The sequence below is a fragment of the Enterococcus sp. JNUCC 77 genome (assembly GCF_054819945.1).
Genome location: NZ_JBTHIG010000002.1, coordinates 352243 through 371752, shown reverse-complemented (window position 1 = coordinate 371752; position 19510 = coordinate 352243). Strand labels below are relative to the sequence as shown.

Below are 19510 nucleotides of genomic sequence, written 5' to 3'. Positions count from 1 at the left end.
AAATATTGTATACAAGTTAAAAAAACTACTTCCATGTTTACTTTAGGAAGTAGTTTTTTTTGATAACCTAAAAAATTTAAATTTTCGCTGTTACTTTCGTTGACTTTTTTGTTACATAAAGTTACTATATGGTACAAATAGTTACTTTGAGGGTTTTCAGTAAGAAAGGATGATGAAATAGTAAATGAAAAAATTACCGCTATTTTAGGGACAAATGCAGAGTTTTCATATAATCGAATTCTTTTGCATTTTATAAAGGAGCACTTTTCTCAGAAAGCTGAAATTAACATTATTGAATTAAGTAGATTTCCAATATTTCGCGTTTCTAAAAATGTAAAAAACCTAAATGTGTAATGAAGTTAAGTGAATAAATTGAAAATAGTGATGGAGTTATTTTTAGTTCTCCTGAATATGATCACTCTATTACCTCAGCTTTAAAAAGTATACTAGAATGGTTATTCTTTCAAGTTCATCCTTTAGATGGTAAACCAACAATGATTGTTGGAACTTCTTATGGAGTAAAAGGAACAGTGAGATCTCAAAGTCATTTAAGAGATATTTTAGACTCTCCTAAGGTAAACGCTCATGTTATGTTTAGGAATGAGTTCATGCTTGGCAATGCAAAAGAAAACTTAAACCAAATGTCTGGTTTGACATGCGATGAAAGCATAAAATTTTTAGAAAAGTGCTTTGATAATTTTTCTATCTTCATAGATATGCACAATAAAAAAGATAATAGGAGAGATTTAAATGAAAATTAAATTAGTAGAATTAGCCGAACCGATACTATCCAACAACGTTATCCCAGTTGACTTAACTCAAAATACAATGGACAACAGAAAAAACAATCTGCTGAAAAAAATGATGGAGAAAGACTTAGATACTGTTCTAATTTATGCCGATAGAGAACATGGTTCTAACTTCGAGTACTTCACAGGTTTTATTCCTAGATTTGAAGAAGCTTTGTTAGTTGTTCATGTAAATGGTGATAGCTTTTTACTATTGGGTAATGAGAATACTAAAATGGTAGAATATTCAAGAATAAATGCACACTTAATTCACGTACCATACTTTTCTCTACCTAATCAACCGATGGAGCATGATGCAAAGTTCATTTCTTTTTTAAAAAATGCTCAAATAAAAGAAGATACTAAAGTAGCTGTTATTGGTTGGAAAAATTTTACTTCTAAATGTGAAAAAAACGAATATCTTTTTGACATACCATACTATATTATTGATAATATTAAAAAGTTAGTGAATAATGATCAAAAAATTACTAACGGAAGTGATTTATTAATATCACCACGTTCTGGTTTGAGAATATATAATAATTCGAATGAAATAGCACATTATGAATATGGTGCTACGCTTTCCGGTATAGGAATTTTAAATACGCTTAATCATATAAATGTAGGAAAGACAGAGCTTGAAATAGCAAATTATTTAACATTGTTTGGACAACCCAACAATGTGACAACTATCTGTTCCACAGGAGACCGATTTTCAAATGCAACATTGTATCCTAGAAATAAAGAATTAGCTCTAGGGGATAAATTCTCTGCTTCCGTTGGATACAAAGGAGGTCTTTCTAGTAGAGCAGCATATGTTGCAAGTAGCAAAGATGAATTGTCCGATCCAGAAAAAAATTACGAAGCTATTTTGGCTAAGCCATATTACTCTGCATTAGTAACCTGGTTAGAAAGCATTCATGTTGGTTGCAAGGCAGGAGAAATCTTTAGAAAAATTGAAGAAGTACTTCCACAAAAAAAATATCACTGGGAACTAAATCCAGGACATTTCGTTGCCGATGAGGAGTGGATGTCCTCACCTTTTTATGATAAATCTCCTATTGAAATAAAAAGTGGCCAACTTTTTCAAATAGATATAATACCAAAAATAGATGAATTAGGTGGCGTAGGCTGTGAAGACGGAGTTGCTATTGCTGATGAATCTTTAAGGAAAGAGTTAGAAAATGATTACCCGGAATTATGGACACGAATAATCAGACGTAAAGAGTACTTGAAGAAAGAATTAAATATTAATATCTCAGAAGATGTTCTACCTTTAAATGATATAGTTGGGTATTACAGACCCTATTTATTAAATCACAAGACTGCTTTCAAAGTTGAAGAAATGTAAATTAAGGAGATAGAGAAATGACATTTAAAGAAGAATTTCCAATGAGGAGAACCAAGGATCAAGTAACTGATGTTTCGGAAATAATTAAAATATTTGAAACAGCTCATTATATTCACTGGGGGATTAATGATAAAAAAAGCGTCTATCCGTATGTAGTTACTACAGATTATGGTTATGAATACGTCAATGATGTACTAACTATATATATTCACGGTGCTCCTGCTGGACGAAAAATTGATTTAATTAAGGAAAATCCTCACGTAGGCTTTAATATCGAAACAGAAACAAGTCTATGGTCTCCTGTAGAAAAAAATGATTATAATTTTACAACTAATTACAAGTCTATTATAGGAACGGCTATTGGAGAGGTTTTAGAAAACCCTACAGACAAAGCACATGGACTAACCCTATTGATTAATAGAGAAACAGAAGGCGGATTTTCAGATTCAGACTACAAAAAACATGATTTAGATTATGTAAAAGTAGTTAAATTTACTGTGCAACATTTAAGTGCCAAGCACCATTTTAGAACCAAAAATACTTGATAAAAATAAAGATAACCATTTAGTGTTGGAGAATAGTGTATAAAAGAATTATCCTGTTTCTTAGGATAGTTCTTTTATTATCAATAATATTCTATTTTGAAAATGTATATTATTTTTTTCAGACATGGGACATAGTATGGGCGTTACTCGATCTAAGTTGTATAACATTAGATACATTTAAAATTATCCATTATAGCTGTACTTATGGTGGACTTTTTGATTTGTTGCTTTTAAGTCATACTACTTGACTGATAAATATTATTTAAAGGGTCAGAAACTTAAAATTTTTTTACCTTTTTAATTTACTCTGGACTTACTAGTTTAAACTAATGTCTAAAATTTATGTTCAATTAATATATCAAATTAAGGTATAATGACTAATAAAAGAATGGTGATATTTTTGAAAATAAGGCACAACAGTTTTTTCAGAGTTTATATTTACAAGAGAACAGTTAAAAAAATTTATCTCCACTGATTATATAAGCGGTAATAAGTACCCGATACGGGTTAGAAACTACACTTTATTTTTCTAGTTCAGGAGATATTTTGAATGTATGGCTATTAGATTTACTAAAAAAAGTAAAACAAGATTATTTATTAAAATTAGAGGAACAACAAATCGTTGATCTGCTAATTATAGCTGAGTCAAATAAGGTATGACTATTAATCATTTAATCTATTATTTAACATAAAGATTGAAAATATATACTTAGATTTGGAAATTTCAGAGTTCTTAACTTTTTAATGTTTTTACTAACTGGACAATGTAATCTAAATTTATATCCATTAAAAGAAGAGATGTACATATGAAAAAAATAGTTAAAACAATCCCTTTAATTCTTTTATTATTAATTGGATTAGCTTTAATTTTTAATAACCAGATAAAAAATCTTATCATTAGTCAAACAAGTGAAAATTATCAAGTTTCCAATGTAACAAAAAAAGAAATACATAAGAATCAAAATAAGAAAGAAACATTTGATTTTGATGGAGTGCAACCTATTAGTAGTGAAGCTGTGTTAAGAGCTAAATTACCTAACAAACGTTTACCAGCTATTGGTGGAGCAGCGATACCTAGCGTAGCTATTAATTTACCTATATTTAAGGGACTATCCAACGAAGCATTGCTGTGGGGTGCAGGCACGACCAAAGAAGATCAACAAATGGGAGTGGATAACTATGGATTAGCAAGTCACCATGCTTATGAGGATGACTTATTATTTTCACCTCTAGGAAAAGTTAGTTTGGGCGTAACTGTCTACTTGACTGACTTAGAAAATATTTATGAATACAAAGTCACTTCAAAAGAAAAAGTTGATCCGACAGCAGTTCAATGGCTAGATGAAGTACCCGATAAGTCACTCGTTACTTTAATTACATGTGGAGATGTTAGCGGAGTAAACAGAGTAATAGTTCAAGGAGAGCTACAACAAATAGTTCCTGTATCAAATGCTTTTAACTTGGAAGAAAAGACCTGTTAAAATTATATAAATCACATTATACTAAGTAAAAATTTAACTATCCGGTGTATTATATGCATAGAGCATTAAAAAGCAATTGAAGTTTACTCCATGGTTAATAAAAGTATGAGAATATTTTATTAAATTTCAGTGAATGAATTTCTTTATATTGGAGGAAAATAATGAACAATAATTTTATTCACATTGTCAACGCTACACAAAATAATTTAAAGAATATATCGGTAAAGATCCCTAAACATAAACTGACTGTAGTAACCGGTGTATCTGGATCGGGAAAGTCTTCTTTAGTTTTTGATACATTAGCTGCAGAATCGCGAAGAGAATTGAATGATACTTTTTCTAGTTATATTCAACACATGTTGCCTAAATATGGTCGGCCAACTGTTGAAAGAATTGACAATTTGCCGGTAGCAATTCCTATAGAGCAAAAAAAATTATCAGCGAATTCTCGTTCCACCGTTGGAACATACACAGAAATTTATACTTTTTTGCGATTATTATTTTCTAGGGTTGGAAAACCATTTATTGGATATTCGGATTCCTTTTCATTTAATCATCCAGATGGTAAATGTCCTAAATGTGATGGATTAGGTTATGTAACAGAAATGGATATCCACAAGTTGATTGATTTCAATAAGTCGTTAAACGAGAGTCCAATTGATTTTCCAACTTTTGGCTTTGATGCTTGGCGTTGGAAACGGTATGCATACAGTGGTTTATTCGATTTAAACAAAAAGATTAAGGACTATACACCAGAAGAACTGGAGCTATTATTATATGCACCTCAGCAAAAACTAAAAAGTCCGCCTAGCCGCTGGCCAAAAACAGCTTTATACGAGGGTATTATTCCTAGAATGAATCGTAGTATTTTGCACAAAGATGATGCTAAACGTCATAAAAAAAAGATTGATTCTTTTGTTACAACTAAATTCTGTCCTGCATGTCATGGTAGTCGGGTTAATGAAAAAGTTAGAAGCTGTAAAATAAACGGTAAAAATATTGCTGATACGGTTAGTTTTCCCTTAGAAACTTTAATTGATTTCCTAAATTCGATTCAGGATGAATTAGCCAAAGAAATTAAAGTAGAAATAATTAGCCGTTTAAGATCGCTTAATAATCTGGGATTAAGTTATTTAACACTGGATCGCTCAACGGGGAGTTTATCTGGAGGAGAGGCTCAACGAATTCGTATTGCAAAATATATTACCAATGCATTGAATGATGTGTTATATGTTTTAGATGAACCAAGTGCAGGTTTACATCCAAAAGATATTGATCGAATTAAGCTGGCCTTAGGTACTTTAAGAGATAAAGGAAACACGATTGTTTTAGTAGAACATAATCCGCAATTAATTGAAATTGCTGATTACATCATTGATGTAGGGCCTGGGGCAGGAGAATTCGGTGGGCAAATTCAGTTTGCTGGACCTTATACTGAGTTTGTAAAACAAGATACAGCTACAAGTGTGGCACTAAGAACCAAGGTTGCTTTAAAAACAAAACCACGTAGAGCAAAAAATTATTTAGTAGTCAACAGTGCAAAGGAACATAATTTAAGAGGATTTTCGACAAGCATTCCTTTACAAACTTTGACTGTTTTATGTGGTGTAGCTGGTTCAGGTAAATCATCATTGGGGGAAATAATCCGCAAAACTGCGATTGATAAACAATTAGAAGTAGTTGCTATATCACAGAAGAGTATAGGCGTTAACTTACGATCGACTCCATTAACTTATCTGGATATTTTTGGTAAAATTCGTCAATTATTCGCGAATGCAAACAATGTTAGCTCAACTTTGTTCAGTTATAATTCTCAAGGAGCCTGTCCCCATTGTAAAGGAAAAGGGGTTGTTACATCAAATATGGCTTTTATGGATGATGTTGTCACTACTTGTGAAGTTTGTAAAGGTTCACGATACAAATCCGAGGTATTGAACTACACTTATCGAAAAAAAACTATTGTAGATATTTTAGATATGACAGTCATGGAAAGCTGTACTTTCTTTCAAGATGCTTCATTTGAATCAGATCTACAAACACTTATTGAAGTTGGCTTAGGGTACTTAAGACTGCATCAATCTCTTACTACCCTTTCCGGAGGTGAGCTACAACGATTAAAGCTAGCTAATCAGTTACACAAAAAAGGGGCTTTTTATTTACTAGATGAGCCTACTGATGGACTACATTTAAAAGATATTGAATACTTAATGGAATTATTCAATCGATTAGTTGAAAAAGGTAATACTGTCGTTTTATTGGAGCATCATCTAGATGTTATTAAGCAGGCAGATTGGATAATTGAGCTAGGTCCCGAAGGTGGTACCAAAGGTGGTGCATTAATATTTGAAGGTACTCCATTAAAATTAGCCGGTTCGAATGACAAGATTACAGGTGTTTATATGTAAAAAATGACTCAAAAAATCTAATGCCCACTAATCCAAGTTTATTTTGTTTAAAATAGCCTGTCGACTATAAAGAATATTTATTTTAGTAATAGTGATATACTTAACATAACTTTGAATATTAAAAGCAGACCCATCTGGGTCTGCTCTTTTCTGTTTATTTACGTAAATCACATTATTCTAAGTTAAAAAAGTGATAAAATCGTACTCTATGATTTGTAGAGTACGATTTTCACTTACTTCTACAATCAATAGGTAGGTTAAAATTAATACATGAAGCATACTTAAACACAAGGAGGTTATTTAGTTGAAAATTAGTAAGCAAATCAAAGATAATCGAACACTCAACCATTTAACACAAAAAGATTTAGGTGATTTATTAAATGTATCAGATAAAACTATTTCTAGTTGGGAAAATGGGCGCACCTACCCCGATATTTCTCTTATTATCAAACTATCTGAACTATTTAATTTATCCTTAGACGATTTTTTGAAGGAGGATAATACAATGATTAAAAAAATTGATATGGATCTTAAATTGAAAAATATTTATAAATATCTTTTATTTGGCTTAATTATTACACTTATAGGAATAGCAATATTTTTAAATATGTATCAATATCGTAATCAATGGGTAGATAGATTCAATCCTTTGATGAAAATGGATGTTGGGTATGTCACACTTCCAACAGATGTTTCCTACAACGGTGGAAAAGAGTTCAACGAAACTAGTAAAGACGTACAAATTCCAGATCCTTATAAAAATATGATTGTTTTAGATTCTCCTTTTGGTGACGTTACTAGATTAACTTTTCAAGGAGGACAATCTCCTAAAAATAAAAACTATGCAATGGTTCAGCACAAGGGCTTGTATGTAAAATCGATAGCTTTTTTATCTTGGGAAGCAATTCCCCTAGCTTATAGAGAAAATATGGAAAAAAAATATGTCCCTTCAGATGACGAATTTTCATCAAATCATTTTAAGCGAATTTTTACTAATTAACCGTTATTTAACTGGCAAGGCAACATAATCTAGCTTAACCCAAGGAGCAAGCCCACCAAGCCTTTGGTGGGCTTCTTTTGTGAATTTTAATTGGTCTAGCTAAAATGACTGATCAGAATCCCAATTTTTCAACATTCCTCATTTGTCCTAGTTTGTGATTTTTGGAGAGTTCTATTATCACTTTTAATTATTTTATCAAACACTCTAAATGTTTTTGAGATATTGATTTTAACGAGTTTTTTCTATTTTCTCAAAGTATTAAACGATACATATTATATTTATGTAACGTTAATACAAGCTGATAAAAATAAAGACTGTTTCACCTATTCGAGATAAAAAAATAGAAGATATGTTAAAAATTTTGTTTAGTACCTTATATAGAGAAAGAAATCTTTTAATATTTTCTATAGGCATAAATACTGCGTGTATAATTTATGATTTACGTCAATTAAAATTATCTGATGTTAAGGATTCTGTAGAATAAAATTATTAGTCAACTCTCATTTTAGACGAGAGTTTTTTTGCTCATAAAAAATATTACTAGCATACCCACAGGTGACACTTTTTATTCACAATTAAAAAAATACACAATGTTATACCAAGTAATTTTCTATATATTGAAGCCAAACTCAAAACAGGAATCTAACGAAAAACAGATTACTGTTTTAATATTTTTCTGAAAAGACATTTGTCTAACAATTACATAAAACGCTTTCATATAATGCAACCATTTATAGACTATTGACGTTGATTCAGTACGAAAATTACTTTAAAATCATATAAAAAGAGGGGATAACTACTATGGATATAGATAATTTGATTAAAAGATACTCAACTGCAACTCAACTATTAGAGTATTGTCCTTATAAAATTCTTCGAGAAATTATAATTGTAGAATTTTCAAAAGGAGAATTTTTTCTAACTCGTGGTAACATCTATGATCATGTTTTTTATATAGTAAATGGAACTGTAGATATTTTTATTGATAATTTTAAGGACAAACAAATTATTTTAGATTCTTATGAATCCGGAAATTTTATTGGTGAGCATGAAATATTTAATAGTCAGCCTTTTAGTTCTTCAGTAGTTTCAACGAGTAAAATCATTTTGTTGAAAATACCAAGAAAACAATTTCTTGAATGGTTATCCTTAGATAATCATCTGAATAATATTCTTATAAATTCTTTATGCAACCAAATATATAAACTAAGCAATTTGGTGGAAACATACTCTTTATTGACTACAAAGGAACAAGTCTGTTTGATACTTTCTCAACTTTCACCAGATAACAGTATTATTTCAAGAAATAGCTTGTTAAAAAAAATTTCTTCGACTACTAGAAGCGTCGATAGAGTTTTGTTAGAACTAAAGTCAAAACAAATAATTATGAATAGCAATGGAAATATACAAGTTAATGATTTTGATTTATTAGAAAAATTTGGAGGTAGTATATGACAAATATTGAAAAGGTAGAAGCTCATATTCAGTTAGGAAATTCGATTAATGTTAAAAAAGCAATAATCGCAGGTGATCCAGCTAGAGTTTCCAAGATAGCAAAATTTTTAGATAATCAGTCAGAACTGAAATTTAATAGAGAATTCAAATCAATTGTAGGTTACTATCGTGGAGAAAAAATTTTAATTTTATCAACAGGTATTGGAGCCCCTTCAACTGCAATAGCGATTGAAGAATTATTTAATATTGGTGTAAGCCAAATTGTACGAGTAGGTAGTTGTGGATCTCTTAATGATAATTTGGGTATTGGAGATGTCGTCGTTGCTACAGGAGTGGTTCGCGAGGACGGCTTGTCTAAAGAATATTTACCTTTGTCATTTCCCGCATGTCCAAACAATACTTTTCTAGAATCTTCTTTTAGAATTTCTACAAAAGATATTAAATATGGGATAATAAGAAGTCATGATGGATTTTACATGAAAACTAATTATCAAAAAGAATCCTTTTGGTCTGAATACAATGTGCTTGCATCAGATATGGAAACAAGTATTTTGTATGTCATTGCAGCTGTACGCGGAATTAAAGCGCTGTCTATTTTAAATACAGTAGTAGAATTCAATGAATCGTTAGAAGAGGGGGTTAATGACTTGGTGAACGGTAATGCAAAAATGCTGAAGGGAGAAAAAACATCTATACAATTAGCTTTAAAAATTCTAACAGAAGGAGATTAATTATGAAGAAAGTACATTCACTTTTAAACAGCAAACAATGGGACATCGGTTGGATCTCTCTAGGAATAATTTTAGTTATTATAAGTACTATTATAAGTAGCAACGGAAATATTACTTTAGCAACGGTTACCTCTTTTTTAGGCAGTATCATAGGAATGACAGTTGTATTATTATTAGCTAACCAATCAGGTAAATTCGCTACAGGGTTAGGAGTAGTTGGTGCCTTATTTGATACTTTTAACAATTATATGTTTGGCTTATCTGGAATGATGTTTGTGGGAATTTATGCATTTTTTATTTATTTGAAAGGTTTCTTTTCGCTAGGTAAACAAATAGCAGTTACTAAAGTTACTAAATCTAACTTAATCGTATCACTATGCATTGCAGTTGCAGGAGGCATCTTATTACTTACTTATGGCTCAACAATACTTCCTAATAATGCGCCACAATGGGTCATATACTGTAACGCACTTGTATTCATCATACAAGTAGTTTCCCAATATTTGATGGTTGAAGGTAAAGCAATCGGTTGGGTAGGGTTTACAGTGATTAATGTAATTAATTTATGCTTACAATCATATGTTTATATAAGTGGCGCCAATCCAGCAGCTCTAGTATATTTAGCTATGACATTTATGTTTTTACTAAACTCAGTAAAAGCACTTGTCTTATGGTATGGGTTTGGAGAATAGAGAGGAGAACTAAAATGAAAACTACTTTAATAATCGATCATCCTTGGGATAAGAGTTTTAATCATGCACTAAAGAATAATTTAGTTAATCAACTAAAGGAAAATCATGTCGATTACCATCTTGTTGACCTATATAAAGACGGATTCAACCCTATACTTGAAACAAAAGATTTAGCAACTTATCAAGCAGGTCTTTCAAGTGATCCCATAGTCAATAAATATATTAACATATTGAGAGATACTAATAAACTTATCATTATTTTTCCAATATGGTGGTATAGTTGTCCGGCAGGATTTAAAGGATTCATGGACAAGGTTTTTCTAGATGGGGTAGCTTTTCACGATGATGGGTCCGGACTTAAACCTTTATTAAATATTAAATCTGCACATATTTTTACAACTTCTGAACAGCCAACAGATAGTTTACGTGAAAGATGTGAGAATTCATTTGAAGGTCAAATTATTACTACTTTAAAGGATATTGGTATTGAAAATGTGTATTGGGACAATTTAGGGACTATTAGTACCTTAACTGATAGTGAAAGACAGAATTTTATAACCTCAGCCAGTAAAATAATACGTACGTGTAATGAATGAAAATTCTTTTTATATTTTTCAAAAGTGTTGCTTGTGGACATACCCAAAGGTGACGCTTTTTATTTTGTCATTAATATTGCTATAAAGGCTTATATCGAATTTTTTTAATGTAACTTTTGAGTGTATATTAATTATGATTGAAACTGTCCGTTATAGGTATACTTATAATGGACTTTTTGTTTTTTTGACAATATACGAACTACACCTGCCTATTTTAGATGTCCATTAAATATATGAGTTACAAATATTGATAAATAATTTGTGCAAAATTCTTAGATTCACATAAAAAACTATAAAAAACCAATAATAATTCACAATTAAAAAAATTATGTTATTATAAAACAATAAGAAAGTGCTTTCACAAAGAAAGGAGTATATTTCATGAAAAAAATTGTTTTAAGCGTAGGTTTGTTGGCTGGTTTAGGATTAGGTTTATGCTCAGGGATAGAAGCAAAAGCTGAAAACTTGGGGTTAGAGAATCTGTTGTTCAGATCGTATAATCCGAATTCTGGAGAACATTTTTTTACTACTGATTATGCGGAAGCAAGTTGGTTAGCTAGTCAAGGTTGGGTTGGAGAACAAACTGCTTGGAGTGTCCCAGAAAAAGGTGACATTGTTTATCGTCTATACAATCCGAATGCAGGAGACCATATTTATACTAAAAGTATCGTAGAATATGACTGGTTAGCTGAACAAGGTTGGACTCAAGAAGGGGAATCTTTCTTAAGTGATACTAGAGATGAGGTACCAGTTTATCGTAGTTATAACAAGAATGCTTTAAAAGCAGGTGCTCATATGTTTACTACTAGTAAAAGTGAACATGATGGTCTTATTAATATCGGATGGAATAATGAAGATATATCTTTTTATGCAGAGTCTTCTTATTCTAAATTAGAAAAAGAAGTTGCCTATTGCGAATCAACATTCAAAGAAGAAGACTATCCTACCGCAGATTTTGCAGAATTCGAAGCTACTTTAACTACTGTTAAAGCGACTTTAGAAAATCCAAATTCAACAAAAAATGACTTATTGCAAGCTTCAATTGATTTGCATAATGCTGCTTCAAAACTTCTATCAATAGTTGAATAATTTCAAAAAAAAACTACGGAGGGTCACTATGAAAAAATTAGTAAAAGTTTCTATGCTAGTTGGTTTGTCTATCATTGGTTTAAATATTTATTCAATTAATAGTTTTGCAGAGGAAATTCCTAGTAATGAAGTTGACAAAAGTATATTAAGTGAACAAGAAAACAGTCAGATACAAGCAGTGACTGATTCTGAAATATCAACCTCTACGATTCAAGATGATTCTTACGAATTAGAAAAACAAAAAGCTTTAGATGCAGGGTATACTTTATAACAGTTTGAAGCAATTATGTCTATGCCCAAATATGATGCTGTTACCTCGAAACCTGAAACTAGTACGTCGATGACTGTAGATCAACAGAAAGTTGTTAATTTAGCAATAGATTTGGCAAAGAGAAATATTCCATATGTTTGGGGAGGAAAAACTCCCTCAGGGTTTGATTGTTCAGGATTAACATGATATATATACTTGAATACAGTTGGAGTAAATATAGGAGATTGGACAGTACCTCAAGAATCCAGCGGAAAAGAAGTTAGTTTATCTTCATTGAAACCAGGCGATTTGTTATTTTGGGGATCTAGAGGTAATACGTATCACGTGGCCCTCTATATTGGAAATGGACAGTACGTCCATGCGCCTCAACCGGGTGAATATGTTAAAGTCGCAAATATTGACTGGACATACTTTGCACCGAGCTTTGCTAGACGGGTGCTGAGTGATGCTCCAGTAAATAGACCTAGTACCAATGGACAACGGGATAATGAACAATTTGTATTCAGAATGTACAATGCTAATGGTGGCAGCCATCATTATACTACGGATGTTAGTGAAGCCTCTGGCCTACAAGATGTTGGTTGGAAATATGAAGGAGTTGGATGGGCGGCACCAAAAACTGGCAACAATGTTTATCGATTATACAATTCTAATAATGGACGTCATATGTACACATTAAGTGCAGGTGAAAGAGATAGTTTAGTACAAGCCGGTTGGAAATACGAAACAATTTCTTGGAAATCTGGTGGAAACATAAAAGTCTACCGTGTCTATAACCCGAATGCAAAAGGTTCTCAAGAAAGTCATGTGTATACGACAAGTACGCCTGAATATAAAAATTTAGTGAACGCTGGTTGGAAATATGAAGGAATAGCGTGGTATGCTCTCCGTGAAATGCAATAAATCTAGATTTATTGCATTGGATTTACGATAATTTATATTAATTTTATTGAAAAGTCAAAAAGGTTTCTTCTTTTTGACTTTTTTTAAATAAGAATCAAAGAGCGCAAAATGAAATAAGGAGTGTTAAAAAAATGAATGATTCAAGCGTAGTTAAAATAAAATACTGTAGCATACCTATATTACTTTTCCTCTCATTTTTACTGGTTTTTCCTACCACTACTAATGCGGAAGAAAAACCTCCAACTCCACTGTTAATTGGTATTAAAAATCAAATGAATTCCGTAATCTCCGGACAGACAGGAGAATTAGAATATTATTTCACAACAGTTCCGGAAATTTCCGCAAAAGGAAACGTACAATTTACTTCTTCCAATCCAGATGTTTTATCCATAGACAATGACGGGAAATGGATTGCTCTCAAACCTGGTGAAACAATTATATATTTCAAGGTCAAATTAAATGAAGAATCAGAAAGAAAATTTTTGGAAAAATATAGTTATGCAGATGTACCAGAAACGTATTCTTCATTTTTTCATGTCGCTGTTACTTCAGAGTTTAGTTATGTGTATAGACTTTATAATATGAATAGCGGAGAACACTTTTATACAACTGACATTCTTGAAAAAGATTCACTAACTAAATTAAGTTGGGTTGATGAAGGAGTTGCTTGGAACTCTTACAAAGGTCAAGAACGTGTGTATCGACTATATAACCCCAATACAGGCGATCACCATTTTACTACAGACAGACCTGAAGTGGATTTTCTAATTTCAAAGGGTTGGGTTGATGAAGGAGTTGCTTTTTATTCATTAAAAAGTGGGACTGAATCAATATACCGCTTGTATAATCCAAATGCGAGTGTAGGGACACATCATCTTACAAAATCAAATGATGAACGACAACAATTAATAAGTAGTGGGTGGATTGATGAAGGGATAGCCTGGTATGAAAAATAAAGAAATACCATTAATAAAAAAATATAAGCATAAGGGTCAAAAACTTAAAAGTTTTCGACCCTTATCTTTTTCTTGATATAATTGATTTTACAAAGTGTCAAAAACTTATGTCCAGAAAAGAGCGTGATTTTATGTCAGTTTTTGGTTATTCCAGAGTGAGTACTAGTAGCCAAGATTATAAAACCCAGATTAAAAAACTAGAAGATGCTGGGGCTGAAAAAATATTCAGCGAAAAATATACTGGTACAAAAAAAGAAGGTAGGAAAGAATTAGCAGAATTAATTTCTATTACAAAAACAGGAGATAAAGTGCTGGTCACAAAAATCGATCGACTAGCAAGAAGTATCGTCGATTTAAATTCAATTATTTCTTCACTAAATGAAAAAGGTGTCACAATATCATTCTTAGAAAAGGCTTTAACCTTTGAACCTCAGAAAAATGATTCAATGCAAACATTAATGATGAATATGCTAGGGAGCTTTGCTCAATTTGAAAGGGACCTAATTGTGACACGTACGCAAGAAGGGAAACAGTGACAATGAGCAAATAATAAAAACTATAAAGAAGGGCGTCCAAAACGAGTGATAAATGAATGTTATAAACACGCCTTAGAATTAATAGAAACAATAAGTATGAGAGAGGTAGAAAAGAAGACGAATATTTCATTATCTACGCTGAAGAGGATAAAAAAGCAAGCACGCGAAGAAAATATTTTAAATACCAAACATTGATTTCCAGTATTAAATAGTAAACAAGGGATATATAAGATTTGTTCCAGCAAATTAAAAATAAAGATACCCACTAGATTGGCTACGAGATAAATAATTCATGGAGTATTTGAGAGAGGTAATATACACTGGTGGAAACTTCAATGATCGAAATGTTCTGCTATTTTCAATTGGTATAAATACAGTCTATCGCATTTATGATTTACAGCTGCTAAAGTTATGGCTTGGTAACCTATCCCTATTGAGGGACATTTCAATAGGAATAAATAGCTGGTTGTATATTCATTTACCATCAGAAATACTGATAAAGTAGCAAAAGAGTTAGGATTATAAATATGATATACTGAACGACGTAGTAAGTTTATGGCGGTTGGCTATTTCAGGGGGTGGTGCTTATGAGCATTTTCCTACTTCATAGAAGGGAATAGCATTTTTGTCTGTTGCTGAAGCAATCAGTTTAATGTTCCAGTTTGGAACACTGCTTGTTGCACTGGTTGCCTTGATGGTGACTCTTAGCAAAAACAACAAAAAATAGACCGCTGTAACTTTGGCAGGTTACGGTCTATTTTTGACTAAATAATCTAAGCCACCGTCTTAAACGGGCTACATTTTAGGGAGTTACGTATCGAGCGTAGCTCCTTTTTACGTATTAAGTATATCATGGACGATTCTTTTTTTCTAGTTTGGAAATTTTATCAATATAAAAAGATCACGAGCTTAAAATTTTCACACTATAATTTGAGTGCATTTTAATTCCTTATCTAAACATATGTTACTTCATTGATTTTATACTTATATTTACCTAATTTTTTGGAACAATAGCTATTGCTCGAATATTAAAACCGGGGGCACCTTCTACTTTCGGTACTCCGATAGAGATTGCTCCACCGATCGCAGGAAGCTCCGTTAAATGATTCAGCACCTCAATTTGAAACTTCTCTTGTTGTAACCAATATAATTCTCCAATTAGTCCAGAATTTTTCTTGCAGTCAATTGCTGAATCAGTGTCTAATGTTTCGTGACCTATTGCGGTTACATTTCGCTTTTCGTGTAAGAATTGTAAAGCCTCTATCGACCATCCAGGTGTATGTGCTTGCCCATCACTTCCAGTATTGTAGAAAGAAGCAGGATTGTTCCAACGCTTGGACCACCCACTTGCAAAGGCTACAAAGCTATTTTCTGGAATTATTCCATATTCATCTTCAAAATTATTAATATCTTTAACCGTTAATGAATAATCAGAATTTTTTATGACTTCTTTTTCTTTATTAATAACAATTAATGGCAGTAAAAAATTTTTTATTGGCAGTTGATCCACCGACAAACTATCTTCTACAAAATGTATCGGAGCGTCAATATGTGTCCCGTATTGTGTGACAAGTTGATATTCTTTTGCAAAAAAACCATTCTCTTTTACTGTCATCAATGTTTTTTCTTTCATCGGTCGAAATGATTGAAAATAAGGAATTCCTTCATGAATATTATGGCTTAGATCAACCCACTTTTGATTCTTTAATAATTCAATACTTTTTGTAATATCACTCATACTATCCCTCCTTATTCGTTCTGCTATTTTTAGCTTGTATCAAGAGTATCGAGAAAATAGTTACTAGTCAAACTCCATCTGTGCCGTATTAAGATAAAAAAACAACTTTTAGGTGTTTCTAGCATTTTTAAATTTTTAGAGTATTCTTATTTGTCATGCGAACAATGTTTACTATAATTGTTTTGAAGGAATGATTTTCACATGATTAATTTTGGAAAAGAACCGGTGTCAGATTACTTTTTAATCTATATAAAATCCTTTTGCGTTTCTGTTGAATGTGTAGAACGAGGTCTTAATCTACTGACAACTAATTTTTTTGGTCCCTTTTTCAGTTGCATTTAACAAATTGATTACTTTTTTTCCTACTTAGCCCTAGCTAACTTCATCCAACTATTTAGGTTAATCAGTTTCTTCTATCTTTAGTGGACTCTATTTCCTTCTAGCAAGATTTTCAAATAAAACCTCAGCACATAAATAGATAAAAAAATTCCCAGTGCATTTATTATTTTTTAAACCCAAACTGGTTGCCAAGTAACGCCGAATTTATCCACGACCCAAGCACATTTGCGTATATTGCCTACGCTTTCTGGACCCATCATTACACTACCTTCTTTTGACAAGGCAGCAAAAATTAAATCAAATTCGGCTTCATCTTGACATTCTAAGTATAGTGAAGAGGCCCAATTAAAATCTGGCGCTGGATATTGACTGGCCATATCTAAAAACATGATTTTTTGTCCTAATAACGACAGCATCCCATACATAATACGTTGACCTTCTTCAGCCGGCATGTGAGGATTATCTGTGCCATAGGGTTCTGCCATTACAACTTCTGCTTCCGGTAAATTTTCTGCATAAAATTCAAGAGCAGCCTTGGCTTCACCATTGAAAGTTAAAAATGGAATTACTCGTTGTTCACTCATTATGTTTCCTCCTTCAAATTAAATTTCTATTAGATCAGCTCTACTCAATTATCGAATACCTAAAAAAATTTTGATATGAGCATAGACCTCAACAATTTTTTCTGTTTCATTGATTATTTTTCACTGTCAGAATATTACTAATTCTAACACCTTGCTGAAAAAATCTAAAATCATTTTAATTTTTTAAACTTCTCATAATTGTTTTGGAATAGTCCTTGTATCAGAGGTGCACACTCAATTATGTTCCAGATACCCCTAGACTATCAAATGTTTGATAGTAGGATACCTTATAAATTTAGCATATTAATTTTGGATAACAAAATTAAAACCAAAACTATTACCTCTGACAGGGGTAGAGAATTCACTAAGCATGTAGAAATTACTCAAGAATTAAATGGTGTTCAATTTTATTTCCCTGATCCTCAAGCACCTTGGTAAAGAGGAACAAATGAAAATACAAATGGATTATTAAGAGACTACTTCCCTAAACTAAAAGAACTGATTCAGAAATGAAAATGAAGAAGCCGAGTTTTAAGGCAGGATTTTATGATCCATCTTCCGATTCGAGCTTTCTTTCACTTCTACTATAACTTATGAGGTTATAGCGGTAAGAAAATCCGTCAACTTTCTTACAAACCCATATTAGTATGTTTTGCGGGCTTAAAAATATTTCCTGTCAGAAGACAAGCCGTAACATGGTGAATGGTTTAATATTGATGAGATTAAAATAGTTTACTATTGTTTAGGGTTATCCATTCCACTAAATATAGTTCACCTGTTAGATGACGATGTAGAAGTCAGTGATTCTTGAGAATAAATAATAATAAATTGAGCAACATATGTATTATTAATCAATGAATAAATAGGTTTGAGCAATTTTGAAACTCCTATCGATTCAAACCTTCTCATACGAGAATATCTTAAATGATGAATATTTTAATCAAATAGTACTTCAGACTGACAAAAAATATTCAAATCTATGATATTCTATTACTAATAGGTAACTAGTTACCTAATCCAGCATGAGCTATATATGCGAGTGAAATTAATTCATTTAGGAGGTTTTATGAAAAAAATGGGAATAGCATTAGGTCTTTTATTTGCAATTTCAGGATTAATTATTATGTATGAAAGTATCGATTACTCTCCAGTGAAGAGTGATTTCGAACAGAAGAAAGAAAAAATAATTAGCAGAAAACAAAATCATAGAGATGCTGTTTTTTCTGATGATGAATTAATGAAATATCCAGAAGCTTTAAGAAATTATTTTAGGGTTTGTGGATTCATAGATAAATCTAAAATGACTTATTCGATTGCTAAGTATAAAAATGTCGATTTCATATTGAATACTAAGCAAAAACCGCTAAAAATTGATTATGAAAGAGTAAATGATGGAGTGACTCCGAATGTTTTAGCGTTTATTGATACGAAGTTTTATGGCATTCCTTTTCAAGGGGTTGATTCATACGACGGTAAAGACGGATCTATGAAAGGTGTTTTAGGAAAGAGTATTACTCTTTTTGATGAATCTGGAGAAGACTTTTATACAGGGAGCCTGGTCACTTACTTATCTGAGTGCTTACTGGTACCAACTGCAGCACTTCAAGATTTCATCGCTTGGAAAAAAATTGATAATCATGTGCTTGAAGCAACATTGAAATACAACGGATATGAAGTTAAGGGGAATTTCTATTTTAATGATAAAGGAGAACTTGAAAAATTTACAACGAATGATCGTGTAGCAATTGATTCATCTGGTAAAAAAACTCAAGCGCCCTGGAGTGCAATATTTTCTAACTATGTGTCAGAAAATAAAATGAGACACCCGAAACATCTTAAGGCAATCTGGCATTATGAAACTGGTGATTCTGTCTATTTTGATGGAGAAATGACAACTTTAGAATATGGCTACAAGTAGACAGGGGAGAATCATATGAATGATTTGGTAATGTATGAATCTAAACGAGGAAGTGCTGAAGAATAAGCGAGTCAGTTTTCAAAGAGAAAGAATACTATTGCGATTAGTGATAAACAAATTTCTATAGAAAAA

18 protein-coding genes and 5 pseudogenes are annotated in these 19510 nt (G+C 31.8%); 21 read left to right on the top strand and 2 right to left on the bottom strand.

Going from position 1 to position 19510, the window contains the following annotated elements:
* Positions 1 to 371 precede the first annotated feature (371 nt).
* The 18 genes and pseudogenes from ACVWNY_RS14775 (at position 372) to ACVWNY_RS14690 (ending at position 15526) form a co-directional block, all read left to right on the top strand.
* Positions 372 to 761 (top strand): NADPH-dependent FMN reductase, encoded by a 390-nt coding sequence (locus ACVWNY_RS14775; protein ID WP_454072349.1) that lies wholly within the window; start codon positions 372 to 374, stop codon positions 759 to 761.
* The gene (locus ACVWNY_RS14770) at positions 751 to 2139 is read left to right on the top strand and encodes a M24 family metallopeptidase (protein WP_454072288.1); all 1389 of its coding nucleotides are present in this window, start codon (positions 751 to 753) and stop codon (positions 2137 to 2139) included. Before ACVWNY_RS14775 ends, ACVWNY_RS14770 begins: the two co-directional genes overlap by 11 nt.
* A 17-nt stretch (positions 2140 to 2156) precedes the next feature.
* Positions 2157 to 2684 (top strand): pyridoxamine 5'-phosphate oxidase family protein, encoded by a 528-nt coding sequence (locus tag ACVWNY_RS14765; protein WP_218327718.1) that lies wholly within the window; start codon positions 2157 to 2159, stop codon positions 2682 to 2684.
* An 806-nt stretch (positions 2685 to 3490) separates the two neighbouring features.
* Entirely contained in the window at positions 3491 to 4165 is a 675-nt protein-coding gene (locus ACVWNY_RS14760) for a class A sortase (RefSeq protein WP_454072287.1), read from the top strand.
* Positions 4166 to 4326: 161 nt separating this feature from the next.
* On the top strand, positions 4327 to 6570 hold the full coding sequence (locus ACVWNY_RS14755) for an ATP-binding cassette domain-containing protein (RefSeq protein WP_454072286.1): 2244 nt from the start codon (positions 4327 to 4329) through the stop codon (positions 6568 to 6570).
* Between the two features lie 304 nt (positions 6571 to 6874).
* Entirely contained in the window at positions 6875 to 7570 is a 696-nt protein-coding gene (locus ACVWNY_RS14750) for a helix-turn-helix domain-containing protein (RefSeq protein WP_454072285.1), read from the top strand.
* Positions 7571 to 7877: 307 nt separating this feature from the next.
* Positions 7878 to 8036, top strand: a pseudogene (locus ACVWNY_RS14745) (site-specific integrase); the annotation flags it as partial.
* A gap of 335 nt (positions 8037 to 8371) precedes the next feature.
* Entirely contained in the window at positions 8372 to 9025 is a 654-nt protein-coding gene (locus tag ACVWNY_RS14740) for a Crp/Fnr family transcriptional regulator (RefSeq protein WP_454072284.1), read from the top strand.
* Complete coding sequence (locus ACVWNY_RS14735) at positions 9022 to 9756, top strand: nucleoside phosphorylase (protein ID WP_454072283.1); 735 nt, start codon at positions 9022 to 9024, stop codon at positions 9754 to 9756. The genes ACVWNY_RS14740 and ACVWNY_RS14735 overlap by 4 nt, the downstream gene beginning before the upstream one ends.
* A gap of 2 nt (positions 9757 to 9758) precedes the next feature.
* Positions 9759 to 10448 (top strand): nicotinamide mononucleotide transporter, encoded by a 690-nt coding sequence (locus tag ACVWNY_RS14730; RefSeq protein ID WP_454072282.1) that lies wholly within the window; start codon positions 9759 to 9761, stop codon positions 10446 to 10448.
* A 14-nt stretch (positions 10449 to 10462) separates the two neighbouring features.
* Positions 10463 to 11044 carry an NAD(P)H-dependent oxidoreductase gene (locus tag ACVWNY_RS14725; RefSeq protein WP_218327742.1) on the top strand — a complete coding sequence of 194 codons (582 nt, stop codon included), beginning with the start codon at positions 10463 to 10465 and terminating at the stop codon, positions 11042 to 11044.
* 381 nt (positions 11045 to 11425) lie between these two features.
* On the top strand, positions 11426 to 12133 hold the full coding sequence (locus ACVWNY_RS14720) for a hypothetical protein (RefSeq protein WP_218326714.1): 708 nt from the start codon (positions 11426 to 11428) through the stop codon (positions 12131 to 12133).
* Positions 12134 to 12161: 28 nt separating this feature from the next.
* Complete coding sequence (locus ACVWNY_RS14715) at positions 12162 to 12404, top strand: hypothetical protein (protein WP_454072281.1); 243 nt, start codon at positions 12162 to 12164, stop codon at positions 12402 to 12404.
* A 15-nt stretch (positions 12405 to 12419) separates the two neighbouring features.
* A pseudogene (locus ACVWNY_RS14710) lies at positions 12420 to 12818 on the top strand (C40 family peptidase); the annotation flags it as partial.
* A gap of 93 nt (positions 12819 to 12911) precedes the next feature.
* Entirely contained in the window at positions 12912 to 13307 is a 396-nt protein-coding gene (locus ACVWNY_RS14705; protein WP_461211753.1) for a hypothetical protein, read from the top strand.
* A 131-nt stretch (positions 13308 to 13438) separates the two neighbouring features.
* Positions 13439 to 14263, top strand: a complete 825-nt coding sequence (locus ACVWNY_RS14700; RefSeq protein WP_218327739.1) for a hypothetical protein — start codon at positions 13439 to 13441, stop codon at positions 14261 to 14263.
* Between the two features lie 131 nt (positions 14264 to 14394).
* Positions 14395 to 14994 (top strand): annotated as a pseudogene (locus ACVWNY_RS14695) (recombinase family protein).
* 430 nt (positions 14995 to 15424) lie between these two features.
* Positions 15425 to 15526 (top strand): putative holin-like toxin, encoded by a 102-nt coding sequence (locus ACVWNY_RS14690; RefSeq protein ID WP_218327738.1) that lies wholly within the window; start codon positions 15425 to 15427, stop codon positions 15524 to 15526.
* A 267-nt stretch (positions 15527 to 15793) separates the two neighbouring features.
* Here ACVWNY_RS14690 and ACVWNY_RS14685 read toward each other — a convergent pair whose 3' ends face one another.
* Positions 15794 to 16537 (bottom strand): cyclase family protein, encoded by a 744-nt coding sequence (locus tag ACVWNY_RS14685; RefSeq protein WP_454072280.1) that lies wholly within the window; start codon positions 16535 to 16537, stop codon positions 15794 to 15796.
* A 201-nt stretch (positions 16538 to 16738) separates the two neighbouring features.
* On the opposite strand from ACVWNY_RS14685, the pseudogene ACVWNY_RS14680 reads away from it, so the two are divergent.
* Positions 16739 to 16846 (top strand): annotated as a pseudogene (locus ACVWNY_RS14680) (type VI secretion protein ImpB); the annotation flags it as partial.
* A gap of 200 nt (positions 16847 to 17046) precedes the next feature.
* On the opposite strand, the gene ACVWNY_RS14675 reads toward ACVWNY_RS14680, so the two are convergent.
* Entirely contained in the window at positions 17047 to 17460 is a 414-nt protein-coding gene (locus ACVWNY_RS14675; RefSeq protein ID WP_218327330.1) for a VOC family protein, read from the bottom strand.
* Between the two features lie 330 nt (positions 17461 to 17790).
* Here ACVWNY_RS14675 and ACVWNY_RS14670 point away from each other — a divergent pair.
* Together ACVWNY_RS14670 and ACVWNY_RS14665 are read left to right on the top strand one after the other, a co-directional pair.
* Positions 17791 to 17967: pseudogene (locus ACVWNY_RS14670) on the top strand (IS30 family transposase); the annotation flags it as partial.
* 559 nt (positions 17968 to 18526) lie between these two features.
* The gene (locus tag ACVWNY_RS14665) at positions 18527 to 19378 is read left to right on the top strand and encodes a DUF6544 family protein (RefSeq protein WP_454072279.1); all 852 of its coding nucleotides are present in this window, start codon (positions 18527 to 18529) and stop codon (positions 19376 to 19378) included.
* The last annotated feature ends 132 nt before the right edge of the window (positions 19379 to 19510 follow it).